This is a genomic window from Bordetella genomosp. 7, assembly GCF_002261415.1.
Classification (GTDB): Bacteria; Pseudomonadota; Gammaproteobacteria; order Burkholderiales; family Burkholderiaceae_B; genus Bordetella_A.
In genome coordinates this window covers 16,251-29,712 of the sequence record NZ_NEVI01000001.1, presented here as the reverse complement: position 1 = coordinate 29,712, position 13,462 = coordinate 16,251, and the positions used below count along the sequence as shown (strand labels likewise).

Here is a 13,462-nt window from a genome sequence, read left to right as displayed (position 1 = left end):
GCATGATTTCTAAGCAGCTATGACAACTTGCGGAACATTAACAACAGGAGATAGCCCTTGAGCGTGAAGACCAGCCCGAGCAGCACAGCCGGCCATACCAGCCAGTTTTGCGCCACACGCGACAGCAGCCACAACAGCAATGCCGTCATGAGCAACTTGGCCGCCTCGCCTAGGAAAAAAGTAACAGGATTGGCTCGACCCGACTTGAGCACGTTGACGAGCAGACGCAATGCAAACAACGCATTGGGTATGAAATACGCACCCGCCCCCGCCAACGCCGACAACCCGGCCGCCTTACCCGCAATGATCCCTGCAATTAATGCCGCCGCGAGCCCCATGGCCCCCTGCGCCGCCAATGCCCACAAGAGCCCCCGGCAAGCCTGAGCATCGAGCGCCGCGCGATCGGCTTCGGTAAGCACCGGATTGTGTTGCACCAGGCTTTGCATCAGGCTTCCCCGCTCTTGCGAACACACATGCGCGACAGGTTTGCCATGTGTTTTTATCCCGCAAGCGTCAAACCCGTAGAGTATAGCGTGATTCGATTTGACCGAGCAAATAAAGCTGCCGGCCCGCACCAATATTTGGTGCGGGCCGGCAGCTGCGGCAGCGGGGCGCCGGATGACGCCCGGCCGGGGTGTGCCGAGAGTTAGTCTTCCCGGACCGGCGGCGGAGCCCACTGGCCGTCGAGCGCGATGTCCTGGGGCCAATACAGGCGCATGTTGAGCATGAAGTTGCCCTGGTCGGGGGCGGGCAGCCAGTTCTGCGACTTGCCGGGGCCCGGATCGTCGCGCTGAATGTAAATATCGAGCGAGCCGTCGGCGTTGTATTGCAGGGGATCGGTGCTGCGCAGCGCATAGCGGCCCTTGCGGTTGGGCGCCAGGCCTTGTTGGGCGTTATACAAGGTCAGCGACCACGACGCATTGACGGGCGGCAACTGCCCCTTGTCGAAGTGCAGGACGTACTCTTCGTTGCTATCGAGCAGCTCACCGTCTTCGTCCACGGTGGTTATGGGATACAGGGCGTCATGCGGCGTGGTGGCGCCCAGCCCGGCGTAGGCAACCGCGGCCCGGCGCGTATAGTCGGTGCCGTATGAACCGATGCCATGCAGCACGGTGTTCCAGCCGTTCAGGGGCGTGCCCATGCGCGCAACCGCGTCCGCGATGCGGCGGCCCGCCACGGGACGCGCGTCCGCCAGCGCCTGTTGCACCACCGGATCCAGGTTCGAATACACGAAGGGCTGGGGGCCGGCCAGGCCGATGCGACGCAGGCGCGAGAGTATGGCGTTGTCGTTCGCGTGCGGCGGGTTGGCCTGCAGCAGCTCGGAAAACACGGTGAAGAATGTGGCCGGATCCATGGCGGCGACTTGCTGCCCCGGCGTGCCCTGAGTGTCCCAGGTGACCGAGGACGCCGGTTGCACAGGCGCGGGCGGCGGCAGAGCCGACGCCGCCCCCACTGGCGAATACCCCGGGCTGGCCGGGCTCTGGGGCCAGACTGCCGGCTTGGCCGCCCCGGGCCGCGGCGGCGTGGCCGGCGCCGGCGGAGCCACCGGCAACGCAGTGGCCGTCAGCCCCGCCTGGAACTGGTTGACGGCCGCATATTCATGCGGCCCCCCAGCCTGGATGCGCGCGATCAGCCACCCCATGTTGGTGGGGCTGCGCACGACGTCCATGCCTGCGGGCGCGATGCCTTGCCAATGCGGGCCCACAATCACAAACGTTTGCTCGCCGTTGCCCGTGGTGCGGGTACCGCGCGAATCGAATTCGTCGGTCCACATATCCAGCAGCGACAACGCGTAATAGCGGCCGCCCGAGGCGGGCACGCGTATGACCAGGGGCTGCCGGGATACGTCGTACCACAGGCTGGAATACAACATGTCGGTGCTGGGCCAGGCGACGTCTGTGTTGCCCGGATCCGGGAAGACCGTCCGGTGGCCGAACTGGTTCATGGGCGCCTTGCCGGCCAGCGCATGCTGCACCTGGGTCGAACTGCGGCGCGTGGCCTCCATCAAGACCAGCGGATAGGCGTACAGATACGCATCTACTGCGGTATCGCGCAGTTCCTGGGCAGAAAGGGGCGCGCTGGAGGCGGCGGCAGGCGTTTCGGAAACCAGCCGCAGTGTGTGGCGAGGCTCCTGGGCGAGCGCAGCGCAGGCAAAGCAGGCTCCCAGGGCGCCCGCCAGAGTGGCGGTACGCCAGCGGCGGGTGGGAATGGACGGGCGACAATGCATGAGGGGCTCCTTGTTCGTATTGGCAAATGAGCCGGCCGCCTGCTGCCAGGCGGCCACCTTTCAACATAACGCCGTTACAGAATAGGCTCGGACACCGCAACAGTGTGCGACGTAAAAGTTACAGCGCGAAACCGGGTGTGGACCGCGCGTACCCTTGCCCGGGCGCGCCCTGCGCCCGCCGGATTTACTTGTGCTGGAACGCGGGCGGACGCTTTTCGACGAACGCCGCCATGCCCTCTTTCTGGTCCGCCGTGGAAAACAGCGAATGGAACACCCGGCGCTCGAACAGCACGCCCTCGTTCAGCGGCGATTCGTACGCGCGGTTGACGCATTCCTTGGCCATCATGACCGAGGGCAGCGACATCGATGCGATGACGGTGGCGGCGTCAATGGCCTCGTCGAGCAGCTTGTCGGCAGGGACGACCCGCGAAACCAGGCCGGCACGCTCGGCCTCTTCGGCTTTCATCAGGCGGGCGGTCAGCACCAGGTCCATGGCCTTGGCCTTACCTACCGCGCGCGGCAGGCGCTGCGTGCCGCCCGCGCCAGGGATGACGCCCAGCTTGATTTCCGGCTGGCCGAAGCGGGCCGAGTCGGCGGCAATGATGATGTCGCACATCATGGCGAGTTCGCAGCCGCCGCCCAGGGCATAGCCCGCCACCGCGGCAATGACCGGCTTGCGCACGCGTTTGATGGTTTCCCAGTTGCGCGAGATGTATTCGCTGGCGTACACGTCCATGTACGACCAGTCTTTCATGGCGCCTATGTCGGCGCCGGCCGCAAAGGCCTTTTCGCTGCCGGTGATCACGATCGCGCCGATACCGTCGTCGGCGTCGAAGGCCAGCAGCGCCGCGCCCAACTCGTCCATCAGCTGATCATTGAGCGCATTGAGCGCCTTGGGGCGGTTAAGCGTCAACAGCCCGACCCGGCCGCGGGTTTCGACCAGCACAAATGATTCGCTCATGGAAGTCTCCTGGAAAATCGTGTTTGGGAAAGTAAGATACCGCAATGGACAAACCCGTAATTTACCGCCTTGAGCCTTACGACCCCGCCGGCCACCGCTACCGCGTCACCTTGACGGTGCCCGAGCCGGACTCCGCCGGCCAGCGCCTGGCATTGCCCGCCTGGATACCCGGCAGCTACCTGATCCGCGATTTTTCCCGGCAGATCGAAACGCTGCACGCCCGTGCCGGCGGCCGCGCGGTTGCCGTAACCAAGATCGACAACCATACCTGGCAGGCCGCGCCTTGCGAAGGGCCGCTGCAGGTCGAGTACACGGTCTACGCCTGGGACCTGTCGGTGCGCGGCGCGCACCTGGACGAAACGCACGGATTTTTCAACGGCACGAGCGTATTCCTGCGCGTAGAAGGTCGCGAATCGGCGCCCTGTCTGCTCGACCTGGAGCCCCCGCGGGGCATCGATGGCTGGAAGGTCTATACCAGCCTGCCCGTAGCGCGCGGCTACGCCGGCGCGGCACGGCGCCACGGTTTTGGCCGCTACCTGGCTCCCGATTACGACGCCCTGATCGATCACCCCGTGGAAATGGGCACGCCACAGGTGGCGCGCTTTACCGCGCATGGCGCGGAGCACGAGCTGGTGTTCACCGGCGTGGCGCCGCGGCTGGACCTGGCACGCATCGCCGACGACGCCCGCCGCATCTGCGAAGCGCAGATCGCACTTTTTGAACCTCGCAGCAAGCGCGCGCCGTTCCTGGACAGCAGCGACCGCTATGTGTTCATGACCATGGTGGTGGGCGACGGCTACGGCGGCCTGGAACATCGCGCCAGCACGGCACTGATGGCCTCGCGCAAAGACCTTCCCGTGCAAGGCCAGCAAGGCCAGGGCGATGGCTACCGCGGCTTTCTGGGGCTGCTCAGCCACGAATATTTCCACACCTGGAACGTCAAGCGCATCAAGCCCGCCGCCTTTGCGCCCTATTCGTTGCAACAGCCGGCCCTGACGCGCCTGCTTTGGGTATTTGAAGGCTTTACGTCGTATTACGACGACCTGATGCTGCTGCGCTCTGGCACGGTAAGCCTGGCCGACTATCTGCGCCTGCTGGCCAAGACCATCACCAGCGTGGCGCGCACGCCCGGGCGCCACAAGCAATCGGTGGCCGAAAGCTCGTTCGACGCCTGGACGCGCTACTACAAGCAGGACGAAAACTCACCCAACGCGCTGGTGAGCTACTACACCAAGGGTGCGCTGGTGGCGCTGGGCCTGGACCTGACGATCCGCCGCGAAAGCGGTGGGGCGGCGTCGCTGGACGACGTGATGCGGCTGCTGTGGCGGCGCTACGGCCGGGATTTTTATCGCGGCAAGCCGGTGGGCGTACCCGAAGACGCACTGCCCGCACTGGTGCGCGAGGCCACCGGCGTGGATGTGCGCCGCTTTGTGGCGCGATACGCCTACGGCACGGCCGACGTGCCGTTGGCCGAACTGCTGGCGCCACATGGCATCGGGCTGCAATGGAAGGCATCCCTGAACATCCCGTCGCTGGACGTGCGCACGCGCAAGCAGGCAGACTCCCTGGTGCTGACCACGGTGCTCGAAGGCGGCGCGGCACATAAGGGCGGGCTGGCCGCCGGCGATACCCTGGTGGCCATCGACGGCTTGCGGGTCGATGATTCGGCCGGGCTGGAACAGTTGCTGGCCCAGTATCGACCGGGCGACCGCGTTACCGTGCACGTGTTCCGCCGCGACGAACTGCGGGCCTTTACGGTGCGGCTGGCGCCGCCGGCCGCGCTGGATTGTGTGCTGACTGCCAAATAACGGAAGGCGCGGTTTGGGCCGTCCAGCGTCCTGCCCGGCGCACGGAGAAGACACTGCAGTAACGACGCCTTCTGCCCGCCGTCGGTGTCTGACACCCTTCGGGAGTCAGACACTGCAGTAACGGCGCCTTCTGCCTGCCGTCGGTGTCTGACACCCTTCGGGAGTCAGACACTGCAGTAACGGCGCCTTCTGCCTGCCGTCGGTGTCTGACACCCTTCGGGAGTCAGACACTGCAGTAACGACGCCTTCTGCCTGCCGTCGGTGTCTGACACCCTTCGGGAGTCAGACACTGCGGTAACGACGCCTTCTGCCTGCCGTCGGTGTCTGACACCCTTCGGGAGTCAGACACTGCAGTAACGACGCCTTCTGCCTGCCGTCGGTGTCTGACACCCTTCGGGAGTCAGACACTGCAGTAACGACGCCTTCTGCGTGCCATCGGTGTCTGACACCCTTCGGGAGTCAGACACTGCGCTAACGGCGCCTTCTAGGTGCCACCGGTGTCTGACTCCCGGAGGGTGTCAGACACCTCGCGCGGATACGGCTGCCTTTATGCTGCGCCGCGTTCGTGGCGGCGCTGGATGGCTTTGGCGGCGACCACGCCGTCGGCCATGGAGGTCACCACGCACGGATGCATGCGGTTGGCCACTTCGCCTATGGCGTACACGCCCGCCACGCTGGTCTCGGCCGTGGCCGGGTCGGTGTGGATGTAACCACGCGGATCGCGCTGCAGGCCCAGGCCATCGGCGAAGGCGGCTTGCGGCTCCCAGCCGTAGAACACCAGGATCAGGTCGTACGCCTGGCCGTTGACGGTGCGCGCCGCCGGATCGACCACATATTGGCCGACATGCACGCCCTCGTTGCCGGCGCGCGCCACCCATTGCTGCTGGGCGCGCACGGTACGCGCGTACAGATGTACTTCGCGTGCGCCGCGATTGCGCACGTAGACGAAATTCTCGAACGCGTTATCGCCGCCGCCCAGCACCGCCACCGACTGGCCGGTGTAGTCCTGCGCCATGATGGCCGAGCCCGGACCGACCAGCACGCCGGGCCAGGCGGCGTCCGCGGGCCGGCCCGGCAGGCCACGGGCACGCACACCGGAGGCGATCACCAGCGCACGCCCTCGCGCCTGCATTGCCTGGCCCTCTGCCTCGAGTTCCACGTCAAAACCGCCGTCGCGACAAACCACCCGGCGCGCCACCGTGTTCAGCCGCGTGGCCACCCCGGCGGCCCGCACGCTGCGGGCAATATTGGCTGCGACCTGCTGGCCCGTGACGTCGGGCAGCACGGCGATCCAGTCATCGTTGAACGGGTTGTCGTGGGCAAGCCCGCCGGGTTGCCCGGCGGCCTCGACCAGCAGCGCATCCAGGCCCAGCCGGGCAAGCCAGATGGCGCAAGAGGCGCCGGCCGGGCCGCCGCCCACGATCACTGCGTCGTATTGCTGCATGAAACTCGTCTTCCGTAAGGCTTAGCATTGCGCCGCCCGCGGCACATCAGCCCGGATTGTAGCCAGCCGCGCCGCCCGCCTTACAATCCCGTTTCTGTCTTTTAGGTATTCATCATGCCTACACGCCGCATCATCCTTTCCGGGCTGGCACTGGACGCCCGTATCGGCATCCTTGAACACGAACGCCGCGCGACCCAACCCCTGCATATCGACGCCGAATTCGACGTCGACATCACGCGCACGGTCGACGATCACGATATCCACAGCGTGCTCGACTATCGCCGCCTGCGCGAAGCCATTGTCGAAGAATGCACGCAGGCCCACGTCAACCTGATCGAAACACTGACGGAACAGGTGGCGGCGCGCCTGTTGCGCGACTTCGACGAGGTGCGGGCGCTGCGCCTGCGCATCAGCAAACCCATGGCGTTCTCCGACTGCGCGGCCGTGGGCGTCGAAATACAGATCAACCGCTAGGCTCCTGTCATGCAAGACCTTGTCGACACCGCCCCCGTGGCGCGTACTCCCGCCGAAGAAAAGATCCGCCATGAGGGCAATAAGCTCAGCAAACGCCTGGCGCGCGAAACTACCCGCGCGATCTCCGACTACAACATGATCGAGGAAGGCGACCGCGTCATGGTGTGCCTGTCGGGCGGCAAAGATTCGTATTCGCTGCTCGACATCCTGATCAATCTGCGCAAGCGGGCCCCCTTTTCGTTCGACATCGTCGCGGTGAATCTCGACCAGAAGCAGCCCGGCTTTCCGGCCGATGTCCTGCCCAATTACCTGAGTTCGCTGGGCGTGCCCTTTCACATCGAGACACAGGACACGTATTCGATCGTGACCCGGGTCATTCCCGAGGGAAAAACCATGTGTTCGCTGTGTTCGCGGCTGCGGCGCGGCATCCTGTACCGGGTGGCAAGCGAACTGGGCGCCACCAAGATCGCGCTGGGTCACCACCGGGACGACATTCTTGCGACGTTTTTCCTGAACCTGTTCTACGGCGGCAAGGCCAAGGCCATGCCGCCCAAGCTCGTGTCGGATGACGGCCGGCATACGGTGATCCGCCCCCTGGCCTATGTGCCCGAGAGCGACCTTATCGCCTACGCGGCATTCAAGCAGTTTCCCATCATTCCGTGCAACCTGTGCGGCTCGCAGGAAAACCTGAAGCGGCAAGAAGTGGGCCGCATGATCCGCGAGTGGGACCGCCGGCATCCCGGTCGTTCATGGAACGTGTTCAATGCGCTGTCGCGCATCGTGCCGTCGCACTTGATGGACCGCGACCTGTTCGACTTCGCGGGCCTGAAGCCCACCGGAGTGCCCGATGCCGGCGGCGATACGGCGTTCGACCACATCGACCCGTCGGAACCCGCGACGCCGCACGGCGGCGCCGGCGAGGGCTGCGCCGACAATGAACCCGCACTGACCGAACAGAAAGTGATGTTCGAGCGGCGCTAGGCGGCCGCGCCGGCCGCCCCGCCGTCAGGCAGCCGTTACGGGGTTTTTACGCGTTGAGAACGCGTATGGGGTTGCCGGCCATCCAGGCCTGCACCGCTTCCAGGGCGCTGCGGTAGAACACCGTGAAGTTCTCGGGGCTGACATACCCCAGATGCGGCGTAAGCACCACGTTGTCCAACGCGCGCAGCGTATCGGTGGCGGGCAGCGGCTCTTCGGGAAACACATCCAGGCCGGCGCCGGCCAGCCGGCCTTTGCGCAGTGCATCGACCAGGGCGTCTTGATCGACCAGACCCGCGCGCGACGTATTCACCAGGAACGCGGTGGGCTTCATGGCGGCCAGCGCGGCGACGTCCACGACCTGGCGCGTGCTTTCGCTCAGGACCAGGTGCAGGCTGACCACATCCGCGTTGGCGAAGAGCTCGTGCTTGGATGCGAACCCGACGCCAGCGGCCTGCGCACGCTCGGGCGTCAGGTTGGGGCTCCAGGCCAGCACCTGCATGCCGAAGGCCTTGCCCACCTGGGCCACCGCGGCGCCCAGCTTGCCCAGCCCCACCACGCCCAGGCACTTGCCTGCCAGCGGCTGGGGCATGCCGGTCTGCCACAGGCCCCGCCGCATATTGGCGTCTTCGATGGTCAGGTTCTTGAACAGCGCAAGGATGTGGGCCCAGGCCAGTTCGGCCGTGGCCGTATTGGCGTCCGCGCTGCCCGGCGCCCCGCAGACGACCACGCCGCGATCACGGCAGGCATCCATGTCGATGGCCAGGTTGCGCATGCCCGTGGTGATAAGCAGGCGCAACCTGGGCAGGGCATTGACCAGTTGCGCGGGAAACGGGGTGCGCTCGCGCATGGCGACGATGACATCGAACGGCTGCAGCGCTTGCACCCGCGCGCTTTCGGGCAGGTAGTCGCGAAACGACTGCACCTGGACGTTGGCGCCCAGCGTGCTCCAGTCGGCGTAGCGTTCGGCCACGCCGTGGTAGTCATCCAGCAGCGCGACCTTGATGGCATCGTCATTCACGGCAAGCTCCGGTTATTGGCCCAGACGGGCCTCGATCATTTCAAGCGGCGCAGCGCCGTTGAGGCGGCTGCCGTCCTCGAAGAAGATGGCGGGCGTGCCGCGCACCATCAGCTTCTGCCCCAGCGCCAGCACCTGCTGGATAGGCGCGTCGCATTCGGCGCTCGGCGGCGTCTGGCCGCGCAGCATCCAGTCTTGCCACACCCGAGCCTGGTCCTTGGCGCACCAGACGTTGCGCGACTTGGTCGTGGAATCGGGCGTCAGCACCGGATACAGGAAGGTGTAGATGGTCAGGTTGTCGACGTCTTGCAGCGTCTTGTGCAGTTGCTTGCAATAGCCGCAGTTGGGGTCTTCGAAAATGGCCATCTTGCGCGACCCGTCGCCGCGCACCTGCTTGACGGCCATGTCCAGCGGCAGTTCGTCAAACGCCGCCGCACCCAGCTTTTCCTGGCGCTCCCGCGTGACGTCGCGCCGCGTGGCCGCGTCGATGAGCGGGCCTTCCATCACCCAGGTCACGTTTTCGTCGGTGTAGACCAGCTCGGTGCCCAGCTGCACTTCGAAAATGCCATAGGGGGTGCGGCGCACGGCCGTCACACTGAGTTCGCCGAACCGCTGCGCGAAGCGATCTTTGACGGCCTGCGCGGCCGGGTCAGCGACAGAATCGGTGGAATAGGATTTGCCCGCCGGCGCCTGCGCGCCCGACCCGGTGGAATAAACCTTGTCCTGCTGCGCAGCGGGCGCCTGCGCCCACGCGCTGCCCGCCAGGGCCAACCCCACCGCGCATGCGGCGCTGGACAAGACTGCGGAAATTCGGAAGTTCATGAGTACTCCTGGCCCGGCTTAATTGCGCGAGGCCCCGTTGATCAAATAGCGCTTCAGGACGGGCGCGGCGTCCACCCATTGCATGCCTGCATTGCGCAGCCAGGCCAGCGGCGCCGCCCGAGCGCCAAACAGCCGGTAAAGGCCGTCGGTAGCCAACCGCATGGCCAACACCGACTCGGCGCGGGCGCGCTGGTAGCGGCGCAACACCCGCGGGTCGCCGGCCGTGCGGTAGGGCTCGCGCTCTGCCACGATGCGCGCCAGCGCTTCGACATCGCCCAGCCCCAGGTTCAGGCCCTGCCCCGCCAACGGGTGCACGCGATGCGCGGCATCGCCGGCAAGCGCGATGCCCGGCGCCGTCATTTGCGCCTGATCCAGCGTCAGCGGAAAACCGTGCACCTTGCCGCGCAGCGTCAGGCGGCCCAGCCGCCCGTGCGAAGCCTGCGCAAGCATGTCTTGCAGCCGATCGGCCTGTTCTTGCGGAGCCAGCGCCTGCAACGCCGCCGCCTGCGGGTTGTGCATGGACCACACCATCGATACCTGCGGCCCCGCCGACGTATCGGGCAGCGGCAGCAGCGCCAGCACGCCGTCGTCGCGGAACCACTGGAAAGCCGTGCCATGGTGCGGGCGTTCGGCGTCAAGGTGCGCCACCAGGCCCGTGTCTTCGTATGGCACTGATTTGTGCGCAATGCCGGCCGCGGCGCGCAGGGGCGAAGAAGCGCCATCGGCGCCCACGAACAGCTCGGCGCGCAGCCACTGCCCCGAGCTGGTTTCCACCGCGCCATCGCGGTACCCCACGCAACGTTCGGGCAACCACGGAATCGCGAACATGCGCACGGCCTGGATCAGCACGCGTTCGATTTCACCGGACTCGACGATCCAGGCCAGCTGCGGCTGCGCCGCATGCCAGGCATCGAGGTCGACCCGGCCGTCCGCGTCGCCATGGATTTCCATGGCCTGCACCGGCGTGATGCGTGCGGTCGGAAGGGCGTCCCAGATTCCCAGCCCGGCCAGGAACTTCTGGCTGGCCGGCGATATGGCATAGACACGCGGATGATAGGTATCGGGGTCGGCGGCGGGCACCGTCGATGCAGGCGCCAGCAACGCGACGCGCAGCCCGCGACGCGCCAGCGCCAGGGCGCTGGCCAAACCAATAATGCCGGCGCCGCAAACGACTATCTGGTGAGTCATCGCGCGCTGGGCTCCCCTGCCTGCCGGGGCCACAGCACCCACATCTGGCCGCGCTGTTTCATGCGGCCCGCCAGGGCGCCGGCCTCGTCGCCATATCCCCAGTAAAAGTCGGCCCGCGCGGCGCCGCGGATGGCGGCGCCGGTATCTTGCGCGAATACCAGGCGCCGCAGCGGCCGGTCGGAAGCCGGCCACGTCGTGGCCAGGTACACCGGCGCACCCAGCGGCACGAAACCGGCGTCCACGGCAATGGAACGACGCGGCGCCAGCGGAATGCCGTAGGCGCCCTTGGGACCGAGCTCGGGGTCGGTGACGGCCTCTTCGCGAAAAAAAACCACCGCCGGATTGGCATTGAGCATTTCGCGCACGCGCTGCGGGTTGCGCTGCGCCCAGGCCCGTATATTCTGCATCGAAGCCTGGTCGGCGCCCAATTCGCCCTTGTCGATCAGCCAGCGTCCGATGGATGCATAAGGCTGGCCGTTGTGGTCGGCATACGCCACCCGTATTGTGGTGCCCGCGTCCGGCCCGTCGGTCAGCAGCACGCGGCCGGACCCCTGCACCTGCAGGAAAAAGTTGTCGACGGGGTCGTCAACCCAGACGATGGCCGGCGGCTTGCGGTTCGACGACTCAATGGCGGCGCGCGTGTCGTAGGGCACCACCCGCTTGCCCACCAGCTTGCCGCGCACCCGCTTGCCGGCCAATTCCGGGTATACCGCGCCCAGGTCGATGGTGAGCAGATCGTCGGGCACGGCGTAAAGCGGCCACTGGTACACCCCGCCCTGCCGCCGCGACCCGCGCACCAACGGTTCGTAGTAGCCCGTGACCGTGTTGGCGGCCGGGCGGCCGTCGGCGCCGCTCAGGCGCCAGGGCTGCAGATGCGTCTGCACGAATTCCCGCACCGTGGCGGCGTCGAGGGGATCTTGCCCAAGATCGGCGGCGGCCGCGCAAACCGGCTGCCAGACCCGTGGCGCGGCGCGCGCCGGCGCGGCCAGGTTGCCGCTGGTGGGCCGCATCAGCCCCTTGCAGTTGCGGATGAACAGCGGCCACAGCTGAGACAGGTCGTCGGCCGACCAGCCCGGCAGGTCGGCCCAGTTTGCCCGCTGGAAGCGCCCGCCCAGCGCCCGCGCGGGCGTGTCCGGCAACGCCGACAGCGGCGGCACGACCAGCGGTCCGGTCACAGATGGCGCGCCCGGCGAGGCGGCCGGCGCCTGCTGGCCCGGCTCGGGCGGAACTTGCGTCAGGCTGCATGCCGCCAACAGCGGCGGCATGCACAACAGGCTCAGTAAACGCTTCATGTACAAATACGGAAAAATGCCGGCATGCCGCCGTGTCAGTGCAGCGTGCGGGGCATGGCCAGCAGGAATTCGGGGATGGGCACCTCGAACGGAATTCCGTTCTCGCCCACGCAATGGTAAGTACCCCTCATGGTGCCCACGGGGGTGTTCAGCGGACAGCCGCTGGTGTATTCGAAGGTTTCGCCGGGAGCCAGCAGCGGCTGCTGCCCCACTACCCCCAGGCCACGCACTTCGTGGACACGCTGGTCGCCGTCCGTGATGATCCAGTGGCGGCTGATGACTTGCGCAGGGTGCTCGCCGGTATTGGTGATGCGCACCGTGTAGGCGAACACATACTGCTGTTCGGCGGGATCGGATTGCTCGGGCACGAAAACCGGAGCAACGGTGACGGTCAGGTCGTAGGGTTTCACGGGCCTTTCCCGATGAGCGCTGGTAAAGGGAGCCTGCCGCGGGCGGTTGTAACCGGACCGGGCGGCATTCTGGTACGGCAAACTACAATAATGGCACATTATGCCCGCGGAAACCCCGATCATCATGCCTACTGCGTCTCAGGCCGCCACTCGTATCGCGCCCAGTATCCTGTCTGCCGACTTCGCCCGCCTGGGCGAAGAAGTCCGCAATGTCGTCGACGCCGGCGCCGACTGGATCCACTTCGACGTCATGGACAACCATTACGTTCCCAACCTGACCATCGGCCCGATGGTCTGCGCCGCAATCCGTCCGCACGTGCCGGTGCCTATCGACGTGCATCTGATGGTCGAGCCGGTCGACGAACTGATTCCCCAGTTTGCCAAGGCGGGCGCCAACATCATCACCTTCCACCCCGAAGCCTCGCGCCATGTGCACCGCACCCTGTCGCTGATCCGCGACCACGGCTGCCAGGCCGGCCTGGTGTTCAATCCGGCCAGCTCCCTGGACGCCATGGACCACGTCATGGACCTGCTCGACGTGGTGCTCCTGATGTCGGTAAACCCCGGCTTCGGCGGCCAGAGCTTCATTCCCGGCACGCTGGCCAAGCTGCGCGATGCGCGGGCGCGCATCGACCGCTGGACGCAACAGGGCGGCCAGCCCATCCTGCTTGAAGTCGACGGCGGGGTGAAAGTCGACAATATCGCGCAGATCCGCGCCGCCGGGGCAGATACCTTCGTGGCCGGTTCGGCCATTTTCGGCAAGCCCGATTACGGCGCGGTCATCCAGGCCCTGCGCGCCGAAATCGCGAAGGCCGGCACCCTGACCGCGTGAGGCCCGTC

13 protein-coding genes are annotated in these 13,462 nt (G+C 66.4%); 4 read left to right on the top strand and 9 right to left on the bottom strand.

Translation table 11 applies throughout. The features are described from left to right. Positions 1–17: 17 nt before the first annotated feature. The 3 genes from CAL18_RS00150 to CAL18_RS00140 all read right to left on the bottom strand — a co-directional run bounded on the left by CAL18_RS00150 (position 18) and on the right by CAL18_RS00140 (position 3,188). A complete protein-coding gene (locus tag CAL18_RS00150; RefSeq protein WP_249278356.1) occupies positions 18–446 on the bottom strand; it encodes an ATP synthase subunit I in 429 nt (142 codons plus the stop codon). A 200-nt stretch (positions 447–646) separates the two neighbouring features. Further along, positions 647–2,227, bottom strand: coding sequence for a DUF1254 domain-containing protein (locus tag CAL18_RS00145; protein WP_094817221.1), 1,581 nt, complete (start codon positions 2,225–2,227; stop codon positions 647–649). Between the two features lie 184 nt (positions 2,228–2,411). Then, positions 2,412–3,188 (bottom strand): enoyl-CoA hydratase, encoded by a 777-nt coding sequence (locus CAL18_RS00140; protein ID WP_026640855.1) that lies wholly within the window; start codon positions 3,186–3,188, stop codon positions 2,412–2,414. A 44-nt stretch (positions 3,189–3,232) separates the two neighbouring features. Between CAL18_RS00140 and CAL18_RS00135 the strand changes: the two genes are divergently transcribed. Continuing rightward, positions 3,233–4,996, top strand: coding sequence for a M61 family metallopeptidase (locus CAL18_RS00135; RefSeq protein WP_094817111.1), 1,764 nt, complete (start codon positions 3,233–3,235; stop codon positions 4,994–4,996). A 547-nt stretch (positions 4,997–5,543) separates the two neighbouring features. On the opposite strand, the gene CAL18_RS00130 is transcribed toward CAL18_RS00135, so the two are convergent. Continuing rightward, positions 5,544–6,440: an NAD(P)/FAD-dependent oxidoreductase gene (locus CAL18_RS00130; protein WP_094817110.1), complete on the bottom strand. Its 897-nt coding sequence runs from the start codon at positions 6,438–6,440 to the stop codon at positions 5,544–5,546. 114 nt (positions 6,441–6,554) lie between these two features. Here CAL18_RS00130 and folB point away from each other — a divergent pair, with 114 nt between their 5' ends. Beyond that, positions 6,555–6,914 (top strand): dihydroneopterin aldolase, encoded by a 360-nt coding sequence (gene folB, locus CAL18_RS00125; RefSeq protein WP_026639828.1) that lies wholly within the window; start codon positions 6,555–6,557, stop codon positions 6,912–6,914. 9 nt (positions 6,915–6,923) lie between these two features. Beyond that, the gene (ttcA, locus tag CAL18_RS00120) at positions 6,924–7,895 is read left to right on the top strand and encodes a tRNA 2-thiocytidine(32) synthetase TtcA (protein ID WP_094817109.1); all 972 of its coding nucleotides are present in this window, start codon (positions 6,924–6,926) and stop codon (positions 7,893–7,895) included. Positions 7,896–7,941: 46 nt separating this feature from the next. Here the strand turns inward: ttcA and CAL18_RS00115 are convergent, their stop codons facing one another. Genes CAL18_RS00115 through apaG form a run of 5 tightly spaced genes read right to left on the bottom strand, consistent with a single transcriptional unit; the run spans position 7,942 to position 12,622 of the window. Continuing rightward, entirely contained in the window at positions 7,942–8,898 is a 957-nt protein-coding gene (locus CAL18_RS00115) for a D-2-hydroxyacid dehydrogenase family protein (protein ID WP_026639826.1), read from the bottom strand. 27 nt (positions 8,899–8,925) lie between these two features. After that, positions 8,926–9,732 (bottom strand): DsbC family protein, encoded by an 807-nt coding sequence (locus tag CAL18_RS00110; RefSeq protein WP_094817108.1) that lies wholly within the window; start codon positions 9,730–9,732, stop codon positions 8,926–8,928. 18 nt (positions 9,733–9,750) lie between these two features. Next, entirely contained in the window at positions 9,751–10,920 is a 1,170-nt protein-coding gene (locus tag CAL18_RS00105) for a UbiH/UbiF family hydroxylase (RefSeq protein ID WP_094795736.1), read from the bottom strand. Beyond that, positions 10,917–12,212, bottom strand: a complete 1,296-nt coding sequence (gene mltA, locus CAL18_RS00100) for a murein transglycosylase A (protein ID WP_026639823.1) — start codon at positions 12,210–12,212, stop codon at positions 10,917–10,919. The genes CAL18_RS00105 and mltA overlap by 4 nt, the downstream gene beginning before the upstream one ends. Positions 12,213–12,247: 35 nt before the next feature. Beyond that, positions 12,248–12,622 (bottom strand): Co2+/Mg2+ efflux protein ApaG, encoded by a 375-nt coding sequence (gene apaG / locus CAL18_RS00095; RefSeq protein WP_026639822.1) that lies wholly within the window; start codon positions 12,620–12,622, stop codon positions 12,248–12,250. A 100-nt stretch (positions 12,623–12,722) separates the two neighbouring features. Here apaG and rpe point away from each other — a divergent pair, with 100 nt between their 5' ends. Beyond that, complete coding sequence (gene rpe, locus CAL18_RS00090; RefSeq protein ID WP_094817107.1) at positions 12,723–13,454, top strand: ribulose-phosphate 3-epimerase; 732 nt, start codon at positions 12,723–12,725, stop codon at positions 13,452–13,454. Positions 13,455–13,462 lie beyond the last annotated feature (8 nt).

What these genes read in the sequence shown, in the direction of transcription:
- CAL18_RS00150 (WP_249278356.1), bottom strand. Translation starts at nt 446, where the DNA reads ATGCAAAGCCTGGTGCAACACAATCCGGTGCTTACCGAAGCCGATCGC.
- CAL18_RS00145 (WP_094817221.1), bottom strand. Translation starts at nt 2,227, where the DNA reads ATGCATTGTCGCCCGTCCATTCCCACCCGCCGCTGGCGTACCGCCACT.
- CAL18_RS00140 (WP_026640855.1), bottom strand. Translation starts at nt 3,188, where the DNA reads ATGAGCGAATCATTTGTGCTGGTCGAAACCCGCGGCCGGGTCGGGCTG.
- CAL18_RS00135 (WP_094817111.1), top strand. Translation starts at nt 3,233, where the DNA reads ATGGACAAACCCGTAATTTACCGCCTTGAGCCTTACGACCCCGCCGGC.
- CAL18_RS00130 (WP_094817110.1), bottom strand. Translation starts at nt 6,440, where the DNA reads ATGCAGCAATACGACGCAGTGATCGTGGGCGGCGGCCCGGCCGGCGCC.
- folB (WP_026639828.1), top strand. Translation starts at nt 6,555, where the DNA reads ATGCCTACACGCCGCATCATCCTTTCCGGGCTGGCACTGGACGCCCGT.
- ttcA (WP_094817109.1), top strand. Translation starts at nt 6,924, where the DNA reads ATGCAAGACCTTGTCGACACCGCCCCCGTGGCGCGTACTCCCGCCGAA.
- CAL18_RS00110 (WP_094817108.1), bottom strand. Translation starts at nt 9,732, where the DNA reads ATGAACTTCCGAATTTCCGCAGTCTTGTCCAGCGCCGCATGCGCGGTG.
- CAL18_RS00105 (WP_094795736.1), bottom strand. Translation starts at nt 10,920, where the DNA reads ATGACTCACCAGATAGTCGTTTGCGGCGCCGGCATTATTGGTTTGGCC.
- mltA (WP_026639823.1), bottom strand. Translation starts at nt 12,212, where the DNA reads ATGAAGCGTTTACTGAGCCTGTTGTGCATGCCGCCGCTGTTGGCGGCA.
- rpe (WP_094817107.1), top strand. Translation starts at nt 12,723, where the DNA reads ATGCCCGCGGAAACCCCGATCATCATGCCTACTGCGTCTCAGGCCGCC.